Below are 19518 nucleotides of genomic sequence, written 5' to 3' on the forward strand. Positions count from 1 at the left end.
TTCTATTTTCTTACGTATTGTTCAATATCTGGTTCTGCCTCAATTGGAGCTGTATCATCCCACTTTAAAGGTGTGATTTTCTCTTGAAGATATTCAAAGGCGACGAATAGAGCCGGAACAATGAATATTTGACATATCATACCAATCAACATACCGCCAATGGCTGTTGTACCTAAAGACCTATTGCCATTTGCTCCGACACCAAATGAGAACATCATCGGCAACAGACCAACGATCATTGCTAAAGAGGTCATTAAGATCGGACGTAAACGAGCGCCTGCACCTAAGACTGCTGCCCAAGTAATACTCATGCCCATCTTACGACGATCTAAAGCAAACTCTGTGATCAAAATCGCATTTTTAGCTAACAAACCAATCAACATAATCAAGGCAATTTGCGTGTATATGTTATTTGATGCAGCCCCAAATATTGGAATGATCGAATTGAATCCACCCATCATTTGAATGAATAAGAAAGACCCTGCAAGACCGAAAGGCACGGATAACAATACCGCCATTGGCAATAAATAACTCTCATATTGAGCAGAAAGAAGCAGATAGATAAATACGAAGCATAGCAAGAATACGATAGCTGTTGTAGACCCACTGCTAGATTGCTCTTCACGGCTCAGTCCCGAATATTCAAAGCTATAGCCTAAGGGTAGATATTTATCTGCAGTTTCTTGAATAGCCTGCAAAGCTTGCCCTGATGTATAACCATCAGCAGGATTGCCATTAACACTAATGGATGTATACATATTAAAGCGGCTGATGTTATCTGGGCCGTAGATGCGCTTTAATGTTACAAACTGCGTGATTGGTGCCATTTCAGACCCGTTACGCACCATCACACTTTTAAGCGTTTCTATATTAACTCGTTTATTAGGAGCTGCTTGAATCATTACACGATACAGCTTTCCAAACCGGTTAAAATTAGAAGCGTAAAGGCCACCATAATATCCTTGTAATGTCGTGAGAATTGCGCTTGGAGATAAGCCGGCCTTCAGGCATTGAGCTTCGTCAATCTCAACCATGTATTGAGGGAAACTTGGATTAAATGTCGTCTGAGCTGATTGGATCTCTGGGCGCTTCTGCAACTCTGCAAGGAACTCCTGAGAGACTTGGTAAAACTTATCCAAGCTTCCACCAGTTCTATCTTGTAAGTTAAACGAAAAACCATTAGATACGCCATATCCCATAATCATAGGAGGCTGGAAAAAGAGTACTTGAGCATTCTTAAACACATCCAAAGACTTCAATAGTAATTGAACTGCAACAATAGTTGAGCCTTGCTTTAGAGATCGCTCTTCCCAAGGCTTTAATTTTACAATGAAGGAACCATAGCTAGGACCTTGCCCACCTATAAAACTATAACCAGAAATCATCGTACTGGTTTCAACTGCCGGTGATGAGCGCACTAAGCTATCAATTTCAGCCAATACTTGTTCTGTGCGATCTTGAGATGTTCCCGGCGGAAGTGTTACAACACCCATAATAGTTCCTGTATCCTCTGAGGGAATCATAGCATTAGGAGTAGCTCTCATTAAAAATATAAGTAGCGTTATTCCTACAGCGACTGCACCAAAAGCAATAACAGGTTTGTGAATAAAGAAAAGTACGCGCTTTTTATACTTACCTAATAAGGCGTCGTAATGAGCATTAAAACTTTTATGAAAACGACTTATGAAAGTCGATTTCGGTTGTTTATCTTCATTCTTTGGCTTTAAGAAAATTGCACAAAGAGCAGGGGAGAGGGTCAAAGCATTTAAAGCTGAAAAGCCAATTGCTATGGCCATTGTAATACCAAATTGTCTATAAAAGATACCAGATGTTCCAGATATAAAGCTAACCGGAATAAATACAGCCATCATTACAAGCGTAATAGAAACAATTGCTCCGCCTAGTTCTCTCATCGCATCGATAGAAGCTTTGCGAGAAGATTTGTAACCTTGATCCAGTTTGGCGTGAACACCTTCGACAACAACAATCGCATCATCGACAACAATAGCAATAGCTAAAACAAGCGCATTAAGTGTTAGAAGGTTTATACTAAATCCTATAAGATATAGAACGAAGAACGTTCCAATCAATGCAACAGGAATAGCTATTGTAGGGATGAGCGTAGAACGCAAGTCTTGTAAGAATATGTAGACTACAAAAAAAACCAAGATAAATGCTTCAAACAAAGTCTTGATAACCTCCTCTATTGAAGCAAATAAGAAATCGTTTACATTTTGTGAAACGACAATTTTTATACCCGAGGGTAGGGATTTTTGGCTTTCTTCTAAAGTCTTTTGAATATTTTGAACTGTTTCGGTCGCATTTGTACCCGCCATCTGGAATACTATACACGTCACAGAATTGTGCCCATTAACTTTTCCAGAGAAAGAATAAGTTGAACGACCTAATTCAACACGTGCAACATCCTTAACACGCAAAACCTCTCCATTTGGAAGAGCCTTAATAATCATGTTTTCAAACTCGCTTTCTGTAGAAAGACGCCCTTTATAACGGAGCGTATACATAAAGGTTTGATTTTCGCGCTCTCCAACTGTACCTGGGGCTGCTTCTATATTTTGTTGCGCTAACACACTAGTGATATCGGTAGGCATTAGATGGTGTAAAGCCATTTTTGTCGGATCTAGCCAAATGCGCATAGAGTAATCTGCGCCCATAACCATTGCTTCACCAACGCCTTGTACACGTTGCACCTGAGGAATTACATTAATCTTAGCATAATTCTCAAGAAATTGTTGATCATACTTTCCAGACTCATCTGCAAGAGAAAAGACCATAAGCATAGAGCTTTGGCGTTTTTGAGTAATGACACCGACTTTTGTTACTTCTGCAGGCAGAAGACCTTGTGCCTTATTGACGCAGTTTTGTACATTTACAGCTGCCATATCAGGATCAGTACCTTGTTTAAAGGTTATTGATATAGTGGCTGTACCCGTATTTGTAGCTGAAGACGTCATATAGTCTAATCCTTCAACGCCATTAATCTGTTCCTCTAGTGGAATAATTACAGAGTTGAGTACAGTCTGCGCATTGGCTCCCATATATGAGGTTGAAACACTCACCGTCGGCGGAGCAATACTTGGATATTGAGTAATCGGCAAAGAAATCAAACCTATTGCACCCAAAAGAACAATTAGGATAGAAATCACCGTAGAGAGAACAGGCCGATTAATGAAGTTATCTAATTTCATATGGAATGTTGGGTTTTCCCGTTTTTATATAGTTATTTCTCACCTGGCATTTTTCCATCTTTGATGTCTTGCTTTGCCTTAGCCATGTTTTTTGCTGCTTGAGCTGCTGTAATGGGTTTGATCTTCTGACCATTTTTAAGATTCTGAACGCCTTCAATTACAATTTTATCTCCAGAAGTCAAACCAAATGTAACGACATAAACGTTACCATTATTTTGTTCTTCCACCTTAATTTCTTTGCTTGTGACCTCATTGTTTGCATTTACAATGTATACAAACTTTTTATCTTGTATTTCAATCGTAGCGCTTTGTGGAACTAGAATAGCATTATGTGTGCGAATTGGCATTTGTATCGTTGCAGATCCTCCGCTTCTCAACAGACCTTGTTCATTACTAAAAGTGGCCCTCATACTTACAGCCCCTGTAGTTTGATCAATGATTCCACTAACCGCATCAATTTTTCCTTGTGTCTGGTAGAGAGTACCATCAGCTAATAGTAGTGAAACGGAAGGAAATAGTTTAATTGCTTCAGCCACACCACCATTAGAATTCCTTGACATTTCCAGCAATTGCTTCTCTGTCATTGAGAAATACACATGAACTTGCGAAATATCTGAAACAGTAGTAAAAGGTGTTGACATACTTGGACTTACAAGTGCACCAGTTTTAAAAGGAAGCATTCCGATAACTCCGTCAGCAGGACTAGTTATTGTACACCAACGAAGGTTGTCCAAAGCTGCTCGCAATTGTGAGCGAGCAGCCAAGAGTTGGGCTTGAGTACTTTGCAGAGTATTTTCAGCCATCTTCATATCATAATCACTGATTATATTCTTTGAATATAACAAGCGTTTGTTTTCTACTGTTAACTTTTGAGTTGCAATAGTCGCATTACACACTTTTATTTGAGCGCGCGCACTCAATACTGCTGCGCGAAACTGTGCATCATCGATGCTGAAGAGAACTTGACCTTTTTTGACGCATTGTCCTTCTTTTACAAAGACTTTAGTCACGAATCCGGATATTTTAGGTCTGATTTCAACATCTTTGGTCCCTTTGATTGTAGCTGGGTATGATACTTTCAAGTCTGCATTGCCAGTCTTCACAACCTCAACTGTGTATTCATTATTACCCGTAGGCATTTCATGTGTCTTATTTTTGCAGCTTGTAAAAATAAGAGCCGTTGCAAACAGCAACAAAATTAGTCGTTTCATATCTGAAATTTTGTCTTAATGTATTGTGGTGGCAAAGATAGCATAAAACTATTTAGAATACATAAGTTTCTACAGCCTTATTTATTCTAATTAAACATAATGTATATTCTAATAGGTAATATAGAAATAGTTAATGAATATGACCTTCCTCCATACGCTCTATAGTAAGCTGACGCAAATCGTACATTGATCCATTGTATATATTGAAATCAACTTTTCCAGAAATACCTTCAAGTCTTCCACAATCTGTATGTTGCCAAAAACGCCATTTTCCCTTGTAGGATAAATTTAGAACATAGTAATGAGCTATCCAATAAGGGTAATCCTCAAATTCTTTTGTATTGAGATAGCGCAATTTAAATTTATAATTTGCGTATATGATTGGTTTAACCCCATAATGGTCACCAACAATTTTCAGCCATGTGAGAGCAGCTTTTCTCAATTGTTCATCAGAAAGTCCGCCATCTATTTCTATATCTAATACCGGAGGTAAGTCTCCTTCTTCCAAATGTACTTGGTGTAAGAAAAATTCAGCTTGCTCTTTCGCTGATTTATCTGGTAAGAAAAAATGGTATACACCACGTAAGAATCCATGCTCACGAGCTTGATAGAAATTATCATTGAAATTTTCATCAAGTAGGCTAGTACCTTCAGTACCTTTTATGAAGATAAAACTAATCGGTTCTTTCCCCATTGTGGCTTGAGAGAGTTTATCCCAGTTGATATCCCCTTGATGATGAGAAATATCTATACCGCGAATCGAATACCCCTCAGGAAACTCTGTCATACCATAAAGCGCCTTCCATCGAAGCGTGAAAGGTGACACTATATATATATAAATAATGTATGCTACGCCTAATACCAACAGTGCTCCCAAAATTTGAGATAAGGTGTGCCTTATCCCTTGATGGTGATTTCGCTTTCTAGGTTTCCCTTTTCGGCGTTTAGGCCTGCTGATCTTACGCTTTTTTTGCGTAGACATTGAATTGTGTTTTTCTATGAAAGAAGAAAGAGTATCTCTCTGTAGTATTCGATACAGAGAGATACTTACATTTTATTTCTTATGCTCTAATGCTAAAGTCATAGTGCATTGATCGCATACTTCTAATGGTCCAAAATACTGAATTGGTCCGGGGTACACGTATCGCGTATTGACAGCCCAGTCTTTACGTCGTTCTACTAACTCCTTAAAGGGCTCTCCGTCTAGGAGTACCAGAGCCTTTTTAATAACCGGCTTCATCTGCCCATTACGACGTTCAAGATTCATCATCTTCGTGATAGGAACTCCACCGGCAACCCACTCATCTGCAGGAGCTGTCGTATTTTTTACAATAGCCATATAGCCGGTTTTCCCATTGGCAACTAATTGTGCTGCACTTGTTCCTAATGCATAGCAATAGTTGCAGTCAAAATTTGATGGTGTTGCGCATCGACCCTCGTATCCGAAGAAGTGATGTAGAGCAGCAAACTTACCTTTAAACTTACCTTGTTCTTTCCATTCGTCTAAACGCTTAGCGCACATTTCACTAAGCATTTTTTCCGTCTCGATGAGAGATACTTGCACATTGCCATGCGGATCGCGCCCTAAAGCTAACTGCTTTGCAACCTCCTCGGGAAGGCTTTTCAAAGTCGGGAGGTTTTCTGCAGAAACATGGTTCAAAATCCAAGCTAACAAATCATCAGACTTCAATCCCTTTGCTTCAGTCTTAGCTAAATCAGAAGAAAGCAAGTCGCTCAGCTCGGCAATCAAACGCTTGAAAGCAGGAACGAATTCAATCAATCCTTCCGGAATCAAAATTGTGCCATAATAAAGTCCCTCTTCCGAACGTTTAACAACGACTTCACAAATCTGATTTACAACATCATCCAATGTCATATTGTTGGCTTCCACCTCTTCACTGATAATGCAAATATTGGGTTGCGTCTGCAACGCACACTCTAAAGCTATGTGGCTAGCTGAGCGGCCCATAAGCTTAATGAAGTGCCAATATTTACGAGCTGAGTTAGCATCGCGTTGTATATTACCTATCAACTCACTATAAGTTTTACAAGCAGAGTCAAATCCGAAGCTGGTTTCTATTTGGTCGTTCTTAAGATCCCCATCAATTGTTTTCGGACAGCCAATCACAGACACCCCTGCATTAATTGAGGCATAATATTCCGCCAACATGCACGCATTAGTGTTTGAATCGTCACCACCAATAATGATTACAGCGTTAAGATTGAGTTGACGAATAATTTCTAAGCCACTATCAAATTGCTCTTTCGTTTCCAGCTTTGTACGTCCAGAACCGATCATATCAAATCCGCCTGTATTTCGGTATTTATCAATGACTTCTGCCGTAAGTTCTTTATATTTATGGTCTACTAAACCGCTTGGTCCCATTAAGAAACCATACAGCTTACTTTTAGGATTTTGCTTCTTCAATTCGTCAAATAAGCCGCAAATCACGTTATGGCCGCCGGGAGCTTGGCCTCCTGACAAAATTATACCAACATTGATCGGTGCATATTCTTTCACCTCCTTTGCAGGAGCGAATTCCACGAGAGGCATACCATAAGTATGCGGAAAGAGTCTTTTAATTTCTGCCTGATCGCCTACACTCTCCGTAGGAGCACCCTCAATAATGTCTACATTTCCGCGCAAGCCTTTTGGCAATTTGGGCTGATAGGACGAACGAGCCTTCTGTAATGCACTAATTTCCATTTTCAAATCAAATAATTAGTTACTGAATACACCAAATTTGAAATCCGCGACACGATCAAAGAAGAAAAGGTTTTTCTTCATCTATATAGCGGTTCCTATTTCATCAGCGAAATTACATATTTGCTTAAGATAGGCCAAAGAAAATAACAACTTTGTTTGAGATAATCAACTAAAAGTTCCCAAAGCGCATATAGACTTTACAAACATATGCAATAAGGATAAAACAATTTTAAAGATTGGCGATAATTCCCCCTTTTAAGTTGTGTATTAGACTTATTGGCTTTATCTTTGCAATGTTTTTCATGGTATTAGATTTAAGGTTAGCAAGAGGTTGGTTGTCGTGAGACAATCAACCTTTACTTTTTATACCACCGAAGTCAACAAACCCAAGTAGCATAATCTTTCGCAATTTATGGTTTGCAATTTAACAACTAAAAACATAAACAATTTTAAACACTTAGAGAAAGATGCCGAATTACTTGCGAAACAATTTCTTTACCCTTAACTTCGCATCGTTTTCATGGTATTAGATTTAAGGTTAGTAAAGATTGGTTGTCGTGAGACACTCAATCTTTTTATGTTATATAGCTGAAACATTTTAAAGGATAGATAAGGTGAATCTATTGAGATTCTATTGGGTGACGAATTGTTTTATTAATTTTTCTCATACCCTCTTTCCATATCAATCCCCCACCACTCTATTTTAAAAAGTTTCTATTTCAACGTTTGTAGATATCGAAAAAGGTTTTGCACGCTCCACTCGTGAAGGCAAATTTCTCCCATCACGAAAGTACGTTTATTCGCTTGCGGTGATACAATTGTACCACTGTGAAGGTACAAACTTGAAACGGCAGTTAGGCAAATTTACAACAAGGTTTTACCAATAAAATTCAGATACTTATTCCCATGGCACCAAGAGCGTGATCGCTTGACGTTAAGCCCTTGCGGCTTCAATATCATTACTAATTTTGCAAAAGCTGTTCATTCGCATAAAAAAGCCTTACTGTAGTAGCAATCACAGTAAGGCTTATCTGTGGCAATATAAATATACAGAAAGTCATAATGACAACTACTTTGCCGATTTTGACTTTAATTTCTCTTGCACCTCCTCATAAGCTTTTTCCCAATCAGTATTTAGCGGGAAAGGTATTAGGTTTTCGCCGGTTGATATGCTATCTTCAGCTGTCGCCTCCTCTACTATCTTAAATTGAGGATGAGCGTTTGCTGCTTTGAAAAATAACATTATGCACCTCTTTTGCTTATCTTCTTTCAAGCCTTTTACCTTCATCAATTCATTGAAGAAAAGCGTAATAAACTCCGACAGATAATAAGCCTTTGTATTTAAGAAGTTAGTGGTCACTTCAGGCATAGTATCGAAAGCTTTCTGCTTCATATAGTTTAATGCCGTTATTTTAAATTGCGCAATTTGAGTTTGCGCAAAACTACTTGTTGGCATCTCAACAGCATGTTGTGCATTTTGCATTACCATTTTATACACCTCTTGTGCAGTAGCTTTTTGTCCTGAAAAAAGTAGCAGAGTACAAGTGATAATACATAAAAAAGTTGTTCGTTTCATTCCTTCAATGTTTTTTTAGTTTGGCAGTTATCAATCTTTAATCGTGATTTATTGGGTAATACGGCCACTCTATTTTGATTTTGTTTTACAAAAGCAGCCCACGAATGAGGCACGCCAAGCGTTTTTTCTTCGCGACCATCTTGCAAATAATGACAATAGGCCGCAGCTAAAGCATCCGTGGCATCCATATAAGAAAGCATTTGTTCCTCTTTTAAACTCAAGATACGTTTTAAAAAGTCAGCCACTTGCTCTTTGCTAGCCTGTCCATTTCCCGTTATAGCCATCTTAATTTTTAACGGGGCATATTCGTGAATAGGTATATCTCGGCTTATTGCGGCTGCAATTGCCACGCCCTGTGCCCTACCCAATTTCAGCATACTTTGTATGTTTTTGCCAAAAAATGGAGCTTCGATAGCCAATTCATCAGGATGAAATGAGTCAATAATGCCTATTATACGCTCATGTATGCGTCCAAGCTTAAGATATACATCTTTGACTTTTCGCAAATCAATCACTCCCATTGCTTCCATTTCGACTTTGTTGTTGCGAATATGAAGCACGCCATATCCAAGAAGGTTCGTTCCTGGATCTATTCCCAATATAACTTTGTCGATTGTTTTCCTCATCCTTTGTAGAAGTACTAAAGCAAACGGGTAGCGGCTATTAATCGTTGCAAAAATACGGATAACGGCTTGATAGCCCATTTTTTTTCTGTGAAAGATTACTATTAAGCAAAATAATCCTATTTTTGCAGAATAAGAAACCCCAACTAAATATAGAAAAGGTTATGAAAAGATTTTTACTCATAGCAGGTCTTCTTCTAGGAGCAATATGCCAAACGCTACAAGCACAAGCTGTGATTCAGTTTGAAAAGACATCTCACGATTTTGGTACATTCTCAAGTGACCAACCGCAAAAGTGCGAATTTCTGTTTACCAATACCGGCGATAAGCCTTTGGTGATTCAGCAGGCATTCTCCTCTTGTGGTTGCACTGTAGCCAGCTTTACGCGTACACCGATCAATCCGGGCGAAAAGGGGAAAGTCACAATAAGCTATAATGGCAAGAACTTATTCCCAGGCCATTTTAAGAAGCCGGTCACGATCAGTTCGAATGCGAAAAATAATATAGTGCGCGTCTATATAGAAGGAGATATGGTCTCAAATAAAAAGTAATCGTTATGCCGGATAATCATCTTGTCATAATGGCTGGCGGCATTGGTAGTCGTTTCTGGCCACTTAGTAGTAGTAAACTACCTAAACAGTTTATAGATGTTTTAGGTTGCGGACTGACACTTATACAGTTAACAGCCAAAAGATTTGAAGGAATTGTACCGGCCAAGAATATTTGGGTGGTCACTTCAGCCGATTATCGCGATTTGGTCTATGAGCAATTGCCGGATATACCTAAAGAGAATGTTCTCTTGGAACCTGTTAGAAGAAATACAGCTCCCTGCATTTGTTACGCAAGCTGGAAGATTAAGAAACAGAGCCCTCGGGCGAACATCATCGTTACGCCGAGTGATCATATCATAACTGACGTTCCGGATTTTAGGAATGTGATTGAAGGCGGATTGAAGTTTGCTTCAGAAACGGATGCTATTGTTACCATAGGTATTCGCCCCACTCATCCGGAAACAGGATATGGCTATATCAAAGCTGATCTGACGGCAGCATCGCCTCGAATGAAGAATATCTTTCGTGTAGATATGTTTAAAGAGAAGCCAACTTTAGAGGTTGCCAAAGAGTATCTACGGCGTAATGTTTATTTCTGGAACTCAGGTATCTTTATATGGAGCGTCAGTACAATCGTTAATGCTTTCCGAATCTGGGACCCTGAGATTTCAGAATTGTTTGAATCTCGCTTGCCTTACTATGGTACGGATCAGGAACAAGAAAAAATAAACGAGGCTTATGAGAAATGTCCATCTATCTCAGTCGATTATGCTATACTTGAGCGTTCTGAAGATGTATATGTATACCCAGCATCCTTTGGTTGGAGCGACTTAGGCTCGTGGGGCTCGTTGCGTAATCATATATCGCAAGATAAATATGGCAATGCTTCTATCGGAGAGCAAATTAACTTGTATGACAGTTTTAATTGCATTGTTCACACAGAGAATCTGAAAAAGGTAGTTGTACAGGGATTAGATGGGTATATAGTAGCGGAAAAAGAAGGAACGCTTCTTATCTGCAAATTATCGGAAGAGCAGCGTATCAAACTTTTCCATGATTGATACGTTTGAAGCATCAAGCCTTCAAGAGGCTCATTATTTTGCAGAACAAATAGAAGAATGGTATCTCAATAATAAGCGAGAACTACCTTGGCGCGATATAAAAGATCCATATCGCATATGGATTTCTGAAATCATCTTACAACAAACAAGGGTTGTTCAAGGATATGACTACTATCTCCGGTTCATAGATCGCTTTCCTTCTGTAGAAGATTTGGCTAAAGCCGATGAAGATGAGGTGCTAAAACTGTGGCAAGGTTTGGGCTATTACTCTCGTGCACGAAATTTGTATAGTGCTGCAAAATCAATAGTAGAAAGAGGAGAATTTCCAACCAACTATAAGGATATAAGGATGTTAAAAGGAGTTGGCGATTATACAGCTGCGGCCATAGCGTCGTTTGCTTATAATCTGCCTTATGCCGTAGTTGATGGAAACGTGTATAGAGTGCTTGCAAGATACTGGGGAATAACAACGCCTATTGATACAACTGAAGGAAAAAAGTTATTTGCCGCACTGGCACAAAACCTTTTAGATAAAAAAAATCCTGCACAATACAATCAAGCTCTGATGGACTTTGGTGCGTTGCAGTGTGTCCCCAATAACCCAAATTGTAATGAATGTCCTCTACAAGCGAACTGTATTGCGTTTTTAGAAACCTCAGTTTCATCGTTACCTATCAAGGCAAAAAAAACAGCGATTCGAACCCGTTTTTTAGTTTATCTTTATATCAGATACAAAGATCGTATCCTATTGCATCGTCGAGAGAGAGGAGATATATGGCAAGGGCTTTATGAGCCATTACTTATAGAATTTTCTGAGCATGCTGAATTGCCTTCTATTATTCAAAAGGCGAACCTTCCCAAACAAGCAGCATTTAGATTAGCAGTAAAGGAGATAAAACATGTACTAACACATCAAGTTTTAATTGTAGATTGTTATGAGGTGGATCTCACTAAATTTACAACTATTGAAAAGTATAGTTTTATTCCAGAAAAAGAAAGAGCAAACTATCCAGCGTCCAGATTAGTAGAGCAATTATATGAAGCCATAGACAACTTAAAATAAATGTCTCTTTCCTACCTTTTAAAAGTATTCTCACTGTTGAGAAAACAGCAAGACCTACAGATTAATTCAATAAAAGTCATTAACTTCGCAATCCAAAAATAAAGATTTTCATGGCAAGAAAAAGGAAGCCTCTACCCTTGTTAGAAAACATACAGATTGAAGGTATCGCAGCCGAAGGAAAGGCTATAGCTCGAGTAGATAATAAGGTTATTTTTATTCCTTATGCGGTACCGGGCGACATTGTTGATCTACAAGTTACACGTAAGAAATCGCATTACGCAGAAGCAACTATTGCAAGCATTATTCAGCCTTCCCCAATGCGCATACAGCCATTTTGTAAACATTTCGGCGTTTGCGGTGGCTGTAAATGGCAGTGTCTTCCTTATGAAGAACAACTCAAAGCGAAGCAACAGCAGGTAGAAGATGCCTTAGCAAGAATAGGGAAAGTCTCCTTTCCTAATATTTCTCCAATTATAGGAAGCAAAAAAACTAAAGCCTATCGAAACAAATTAGAGTTTGGCTTCTCAAATAAAAAGTGGCTCACTAAAGAGGAAATAGAGAGCAGAGTTGTCTTTCCAGATATGAATGCCGTAGGCTTCCATATCCCAGGGGCGTTTGATAAGATCTTAGATTTAAAAGAATGTTTCCTAATGGATGACTTTAACAATAGAATTAGAAATGGTCTGCGCAGTTATATTATTGAAAAAGGATATTCCTTTTTTGACCTAAGAAATCAGACGGGACTGCTCCGTAATATGATGTTGCGAAAAACTTCAACCGGAGAGATTATGGTGCTTCTTCAATTTAGTATTAGGGAGGCTCAAGAGGAAAAAGAAGCTCAGGATGTTCTACAATGGATAAAAACAACCTTTCCTGAAATAACCTCACTGTTGTATGTCAATAACACTAAATGCAACGATACAATTTCTGATTTAGACATACATACATACAGCGGGACTGATTGCATATATGAGCAAATGGAAGATCTTCAATTTAAGATTGGTCCTAAGAGTTTTTATCAGACAAACTCTGAACAAGCATTTACCTTGTACAAGGTAGTACGTGAGTTTGCCAATCTCTCTGGCAATGAATACGTGTACGATCTTTATACTGGTACTGGGACCATTGCCAACTTTATTGCAGGAAAAGCCAAAAGAGTTATAGGTATTGAATATGTTCCAGAAGCGATAAAAGACGCAAAAGAAAATGCAGTACTAAACAATCTTGACAATATTCAGTTCTTTGCCGGAGATATGAAGGATATTCTTACTGATGATTTCGTGGCATTATATGGGCGTCCAGATGTTATAATCACAGATCCTCCACGAGCAGGTATGCATAATGACGTTATATCTACTATACTTTTTGCTGCCCCGAAGCGTATTGTATACGTTAGCTGTAATCCTGCAACACAAGCTCGCGATGTATCACTTCTTTCTACAGACTATCATATTACCAAAGTACAGCCTGTAGATATGTTTCCGCAAACTCATCATGTGGAAAATGTTCTATTGATGGAAAGAAACAATTAATTTATTCCGTACAGTCATAATGTCTGCACTGAGAAAGCACAACCCACGGATAGAGTCAAGACTCACGACTTTTCTCCAAGCAAATGACGCAATAGGGTTATATAATTATCTACTGCAACTAAGCAATGCTGAATTTAGAACGGCAGGTTTTTTGTTAGGAGATAAGTTGTTGTCGTCTTTGTCGCGAGAATCTTATTGGCATTGCTTCATAACAATCGTTCCCAAAAACTCAAAAGCATTCTTGGGCACATTCCTCAAGGCGATACCAAATCATTTTGCACTTGAGCTAAAGGAAATAAAAGAATATGCTCAAGTCGCAAGCCCCATTGACAAAAATAAACTCCTTGCAACCCTTCTTCCTACCCTATCAGATCCGCAAGAAATAGAATGGATTCTTAATCTCTATTATGATGAAGATAGTCGCAAGCGAGTCAAACTTCTTTTAAATTTCAATACACTACCCATATACTATTGTATTTTCCAATCGTTACGCAAAATGGATCATCAGATTCAAGCTCTGAGGGAATATTCAATTTTACTAATGCGTAAAGGAGATCATCTGAGTTTTAATTTAGCTGGTATCATTCAGAGTTATTTTGGGTTAAATGCGCTTCCTGGCACATTTTCGCTGCGACTTGAAACATACGAGCTGAATAGATTGGAAACTTACGAAGGATTCCAGAAAATCATTACAACTTAATAACTCAACTATGAAAAAGTTTATACTTCTCTCTGTCTGCTTATTTTTCTCAATAGCGACGGAAACAATGGCTCGAAAAAAGCCCAATCCTCCCGCAAAAGATGCTAAACCTGCGGAGAAAACTATTACAACTAAAGGACTCTTTAATGTTATCAAAACAGATAAAGATTACTTCTTCGAAATCCCTGATTCAATTATAGGGAGACGCTTCTTAGTTTCTGTACGGTATACTTCTACACCTGCAAACTCCGGTTTATATGGTGGAGAACAAGTCAACTACTCCACTATGTATTTTGAGAAATCTCCTAACGATCAATTACTTCTTCGTTCAGAGTTACTCATGAATACTGCAGATAGCCTCGATGCAGTTAATCGTGCTATATTAATCAGCAATTCCAATCCTATCATAGGAGCGTTCAAGATAGAAAGTCATGCAAAGAGTCTGTATAAGATAAAGGTATCAGCCTTCTTCCAAGAAGACAATGCTGCGATTGGGTTAAACCAAATGGCTAAGAAAAGGTTCGGACTTGGGATGATGTTACCTTCAATGTCTTACATAGAAAGCATAAAGACCTTCCCTATTAACACTGAAGTTCGCACAGTTAAAACCTGGACTTCTACGCAAAACAACACATATGCAGGTTATGAGACAGGTAAAGTTACGATAGGATTAAATGTCTCCTTTATTCTCTTGCCTAAAATACCAATGCAGCGCCGCTTATTTGATCCTCGCGTTGGATACTTTAGTGATAGCTTTGTTCAATTTTCAGACTTCCAGCAACGTGTGGAAAAAAAGCGTTTTATCACACGTTGGCGGCTTGAGCCTAAAGATAGTGTTGATGCAGAAAAAATGAAACGAGGCGAACTTGTTGAGCCTAAAAAGCCCATCATCTATTATGTTGATCCTGCTACTCCTAAACGCTGGCGCCCTTACCTCATTGCTGGCGTTAACGATTGGGCAAAAGCATTTGAAAAAGCAGGTTTCAAGAATGCAATTATGGCCAAAGAATGGCCGGACACAGACTCTACGATGTCTATGGAAGATGCTCGCTATAGCTGTATACGCTATTTAGCATCACCTATTGAAAATGCTTATGGGCCTCAAGTACACGATCCGCGCTCGGGAGAGATTCTAGAGAGCCATATTTGTTGGTATCATAATGTGATGAAATTGGTTCACGATTGGTATATGATCCAAGCAGGCACAATAGACGAAGCTGCTCAAAAGATGCGCTTCGATGATGACTTGATGGGCCAACTAATCCGATTTGTTTCCAGCCATGAAGTTGGCCATACGCTAGGCCTACGTCATAACTTTGGCTCTTCAAGCACTGTACCCGTTGATAGTCTACGCAATAAATTATGGGTAGAGGCCCATGGACACACCCCTAGTATCATGGACTATGCAAGATTTAATTATGTCGCGCAACCCGAAGACAATATTTCCCGCGAAGGTATCTTCCCAAGAATTGGCGATTATGATATGTGGGCTATTCAGTGGGGCTATACGCCAACTTGGGATTCTTATGATGATGTGAGTGACCATTATGAATTAGAAGCGCTTACCTCTAAAATGCTCAAAAGCAATCGTCGTCTTTGGTTTGGTGATGGTGAATCAAATAATGTCAACGACCCCCGTTGTCAAACAGAGGATCTGAGTAATGATGTTATGAAAGCTAACGAGTATGGCATATTAAACCTCAAGCGTGAAGTGAAAGAGCTTCCTGATTGGACATATCAACACGGTGACATCTTTGGCACAAATCTTCTCGATGCTTATCAAGCTGTCAATAACCAATTCTTGCGCTATATCTCACACGTCTTCCGTTTTGTAGGTGGCGTATATAAAGACTTTAAGACTGTAGACCAAGAAGGAGCTATTTATACAAACGTTCCTGCAAAGCGGCAGCGAGAGGCTTTGGCTTGGTTGAATCGTCAAGTACTCGAAGAACCGAAATGGTTGATAAATGAAAGCTATCTTAACCGTCTGACTAAAGATCCTCAGTCTGTTACGATCAATGTCGGTAATTCGCTTGTGCGTAAATTGGTAGCTAAAAGCACTTTAGACAATCTAAATGCAGACTATCCTACTACGGCTTATCTTCCGGAAGTCACGGAGTTGATCTTCAAAGAGCTCAAATCTAAAGTAAAAGTTACGCCATACCGCAAAGCCCTTCAAAGTACATTTGTAAATGAGTTGACGCAATACTTTAAACAATCTACAACAACATCACCTGCACGTCCAACAGTGTTGAAAATATTGACACAGTTGCAACACTCTCTGAAAATGGCAGGAACAGATGCGGCATCTGCTGCGCACTATGCAAACTTGAGCGATATGATTAGTCGTGCTCTTGTAATTAAGTAGAAGAATCATTACAATAGAATCAGAATATTGTAGGAGGAATACGATTGTGTATTCCTCCTACAATCATTTTGGACCAATAAAGTCCAGGTGGTGTTTGCCGAATTCAAGCAACGATTGTAGATGAATGTAACAATAATAAACCTATTGGCCTCTCCACCTCTTTTTGTATAGATCACTCAAAGTACTTCCACGATGGTAGAAATGTCCTTTCGTGTAAGGAGGCTTGTACCACCACGAAAGGACATTAGTACCATCAGCATCGTAGCTTAACATCTTCTATCCTTTTTGAGTATTAGGCAAAACTAGTGGGGCAAAATCTCGTACAAGAATAGTGAGGATAGCAAGACGATACTTTAAGATCTACTTGTAGGATTTTCGCTTAGAAGTTATCTGAAAATCAATTAGTATGGTTGAATAACAGATGAAATTAAAATTCAACTTTAGCGCCTAAGAAAAAGGTTCTTGGTAATCCTGGCCCATAAATATAAGCAGAATCCCTATTCCATCCTTGATCAAAATCTTTTTGATAAGCATTACTTAAGTTTTGAACTCCGGCATTCAACTGCAAAGTCAAGGAACCTGGGAGCGAAATATCATAGCTGGCCTTGGCATTGATCACCATAAATCGAGGCGTCTCTACCGCTATCGGTTTTGTGATTTTATCGCCACCGGAATGCCCAACTAACATACTGCCCGTATAGTTGCCCGATAATAAGAAAGCAAGCCGCTTGATTGGAGTAATCTTAGCCGTGAAATAGCCATAGGCATTCGGCGTACGCAGCATCTTTCTGACAGGTGCAGCATCCTCATTCCATTCTACTGGTTCGCAGTAGCGACTTTGCTGCAAAGTGATACCGGCTTCCACCGTTAGCCACTTAGTGAATAAAGCTCTACCTTCAATATTTACCCCCAGGACGTTTGCACCATGTGCATTATAACGTTCTTGGATAGCGTTGCCTTGATCATCTGTTCTATTTAGCAGGCGCAGTCCAAATACATTATTAAGACGTGTATAAAACCCTTCGATGATTAGATCTGTCTGGATTTTTCCTAAATTGTAGGCTAGATCGGCCGATAAACTAAAGCTATGCGAGCGCTCAACTTTTAGACCTGGTGCATTTATGGTAACAACGCGTTCACCACCAACGTAGCCTACGTGCAGATCTTCATCAAATGTCTGTGGAGCTCTGAAACCTTGTCCGTAACTGAAGCGCAGATTTACCTTTTCATTCGGATTGTAGCGTACATTCACACGTGGACTGAAAATCGGATTGGAAATAAGATTATGCTTATCCATTCTGGCCCCCAACACAAAGCTCCAGCGCTCGTCTTTCCATTCGTTTTGTGCGAAGAAACTACCTATATGAATCTGCTGATGCAGGAAATGATTATAGTCGATTATTTCATCATTCAAGTTGTCGTTGTTATACTCCCCACCCAATGTTAAGGTCGCCGGCAAGAACCATAGCTTGTCGAAATAGTAGGAGTATTGTGCGCCTACGATATAAGTAAAATCATTTGTACGACCATAGGCCTTTTCTGCAGTTTCAATGTCTTCTGTTGAACCAGATGCGATTCCGCCGTAATAACTTTTTCGATTAGTCGTCGTAAAAGAGAAATAAGCCTTCAGGTGATGCAATAGATTGGGTGTATCGAGATCATAAGTTAAATCTCCCCCATTAATAGAATGTTCTATCTGCTCTGTAATATTGGCTTTGTGAGGTGGAAGATGCAGATTATTTCCTCCGCGTCGAAACTCGCTGATGTTATTGTAACGCATAGAAAGTTTCGAATAAGGAGTTAACTTGATAAAAGAGCTGAATCCGAACATTGAGTTGCGCAAATTGGGTAGCTCGGTATATTTATCTCCATCGTAATCAAATCCCGGTCGATAATGGTATTGACCAAAAATAGACAAACCAGCACGGCCATCAGGCGTAACAAGTGAAGCGTTGGCTGTCGTCGTATTATCATAACTTGAACGACCATATAAGGAGGTAATCGTATGGCTGAAAGATCCGGTATTGTAAGTTGGATACTTTGTAATAATGTTGATAGTTCCGCCAACGGCAGAAGCACCATAGAGCGAGGATCCACCACCGCGAACTATTTCAACGCGATCTATCATATTCGTGGACAACTGCTCAAGTCCATACACACCATTCAGGGCTGAGAATACGGGTCTAGAATCAATTAGAATTTGCGAATAGTGACCATCTAAACCATTCATTCTTACCTGCGAGAAACCACAATTTTGGCAATTTGTTTCTGTACGTACCCCGGGTTGGAAATTAAGCCCTTGAGCCAAACAAGCAATGTTTGTAACTTCAAAAGTCTTCTTATCTAACACGTTGACCAAAGCCGGTGCTTCTCTACGCAAGGTCTGTACGCGATTAGCCGTAAGCACAACCTCGTCAAGGTCAAAGGCATCTTCGCTCAGTTCGAAATCCAATTCTTGTACTTCGTGCGGGCGAGTTTTTATTTTCTGTCGTTGGATGTGATACCCCAACAATTTCACCTCCAACGTAAGATTGCCTATAGGCAGGTTCTTCAAATGATAACATCCCGCAGCATCTGTTGTGGTTTCGATGGTTGTTCCCTTTATAGAAATATGCACGAAGGGCAAATTCTCCTTGCTTTTTCCATTGATTACGCGACCTTGCACAACAGCTTCTGTTACGTTTACATTATCTGCTATCCCGACTTGTAACAGTGAAAAGAATAGCAGAAAAAGGACTATTTTCTTATTCATAGGATCTTTGATTTGTAAATAAATTCAAGTATTAAACAAGATAGGTCTATCTTGTGTATTTTTTGACTGCAAAGATATGGTGTTCTTTATTGCTGAAAAATACCCAAGAATAATGATTTTATGCTCCATCCTCGCAGGAGTGTATGTAGTGTACTGAATAAGTTG

Annotated in this window: 13 protein-coding genes; 6 read left to right on the forward strand and 7 right to left on the reverse strand. The window is 39.3% G+C overall.

What is annotated here, in order from left to right; all coding sequences use genetic code 11:
- Positions 1-2: 2 nt before the first annotated feature.
- The 6 genes from GCWU000325_RS06535 to ruvC all read right to left on the reverse strand — a co-directional run bounded on the left by GCWU000325_RS06535 (position 3) and on the right by ruvC (position 9329).
- Positions 3-3209 carry an efflux RND transporter permease subunit gene (locus tag GCWU000325_RS06535; protein ID WP_006255523.1) on the reverse strand — a complete coding sequence of 1069 codons (3207 nt, stop codon included), beginning with the start codon at positions 3207-3209 and terminating at the stop codon, positions 3-5.
- A gap of 32 nt (positions 3210-3241) precedes the next feature.
- On the reverse strand, positions 3242-4420 hold the full coding sequence (locus tag GCWU000325_RS06540) for an efflux RND transporter periplasmic adaptor subunit (protein WP_006255524.1): 1179 nt from the start codon (positions 4418-4420) through the stop codon (positions 3242-3244).
- Between the two features lie 130 nt (positions 4421-4550).
- Positions 4551-5402 (reverse strand): glycoside hydrolase family 25 protein, encoded by an 852-nt coding sequence (locus tag GCWU000325_RS06545; protein WP_006255525.1) that lies wholly within the window; start codon positions 5400-5402, stop codon positions 4551-4553.
- A 72-nt stretch (positions 5403-5474) separates the two neighbouring features.
- A complete protein-coding gene (locus tag GCWU000325_RS06550) occupies positions 5475-7127 on the reverse strand; it encodes a diphosphate--fructose-6-phosphate 1-phosphotransferase (RefSeq protein WP_006255527.1) in 1653 nt (550 codons plus the stop codon).
- Between the two features lie 1069 nt (positions 7128-8196).
- The gene (locus GCWU000325_RS06555; protein ID WP_006255528.1) at positions 8197-8703 is read right to left on the reverse strand and encodes a hypothetical protein; all 507 of its coding nucleotides are present in this window, start codon (positions 8701-8703) and stop codon (positions 8197-8199) included.
- Positions 8700-9329, reverse strand: a complete 630-nt coding sequence (gene ruvC / locus GCWU000325_RS06560; RefSeq protein WP_050756639.1) for a crossover junction endodeoxyribonuclease RuvC — start codon at positions 9327-9329, stop codon at positions 8700-8702. The genes GCWU000325_RS06555 and ruvC overlap by 4 nt, the downstream gene beginning before the upstream one ends.
- A 161-nt stretch (positions 9330-9490) precedes the next feature.
- Between ruvC and GCWU000325_RS06565 the strand changes: the two genes are divergently transcribed.
- From GCWU000325_RS06565 to GCWU000325_RS06590, 6 genes are all read left to right on the forward strand, one after another.
- The gene (locus tag GCWU000325_RS06565; protein WP_040599674.1) at positions 9491-9877 is read left to right on the forward strand and encodes a DUF1573 domain-containing protein; all 387 of its coding nucleotides are present in this window, start codon (positions 9491-9493) and stop codon (positions 9875-9877) included.
- Positions 9878-9882: 5 nt separating this feature from the next.
- A complete protein-coding gene (locus GCWU000325_RS06570) occupies positions 9883-10938 on the forward strand; it encodes a mannose-1-phosphate guanylyltransferase (protein ID WP_006255531.1) in 1056 nt (351 codons plus the stop codon).
- Positions 10931-12001, forward strand: coding sequence for an A/G-specific adenine glycosylase (mutY, locus tag GCWU000325_RS06575; protein WP_006255532.1), 1071 nt, complete (start codon positions 10931-10933; stop codon positions 11999-12001). Before GCWU000325_RS06570 ends, mutY begins: the two co-directional genes overlap by 8 nt.
- Before the next feature lie 110 nt (positions 12002-12111).
- Complete coding sequence (gene rlmD / locus GCWU000325_RS06580; protein WP_006255533.1) at positions 12112-13533, forward strand: 23S rRNA (uracil(1939)-C(5))-methyltransferase RlmD; 1422 nt, start codon at positions 12112-12114, stop codon at positions 13531-13533.
- A gap of 19 nt (positions 13534-13552) precedes the next feature.
- On the forward strand, positions 13553-14233 hold the full coding sequence (locus tag GCWU000325_RS06585) for a hypothetical protein (protein ID WP_006255534.1): 681 nt from the start codon (positions 13553-13555) through the stop codon (positions 14231-14233).
- A 10-nt stretch (positions 14234-14243) separates the two neighbouring features.
- Positions 14244-16601 (forward strand): zinc-dependent metalloprotease, encoded by a 2358-nt coding sequence (locus tag GCWU000325_RS06590; RefSeq protein ID WP_006255535.1) that lies wholly within the window; start codon positions 14244-14246, stop codon positions 16599-16601.
- A 427-nt stretch (positions 16602-17028) separates the two neighbouring features.
- On the opposite strand, the gene GCWU000325_RS06595 is transcribed toward GCWU000325_RS06590, so the two are convergent.
- Positions 17029-19353: a TonB-dependent receptor gene (locus tag GCWU000325_RS06595; protein WP_006255537.1), complete on the reverse strand. Its 2325-nt coding sequence runs from the start codon at positions 19351-19353 to the stop codon at positions 17029-17031.
- Positions 19354-19518: the final 165 nt, after the last annotated feature.

Origin of the sequence: Alloprevotella tannerae ATCC 51259 (assembly GCF_000159995.1) — a bacterium.
GTDB lineage: Bacteria > Bacteroidota > Bacteroidia > Bacteroidales > Bacteroidaceae > Alloprevotella > Alloprevotella tannerae.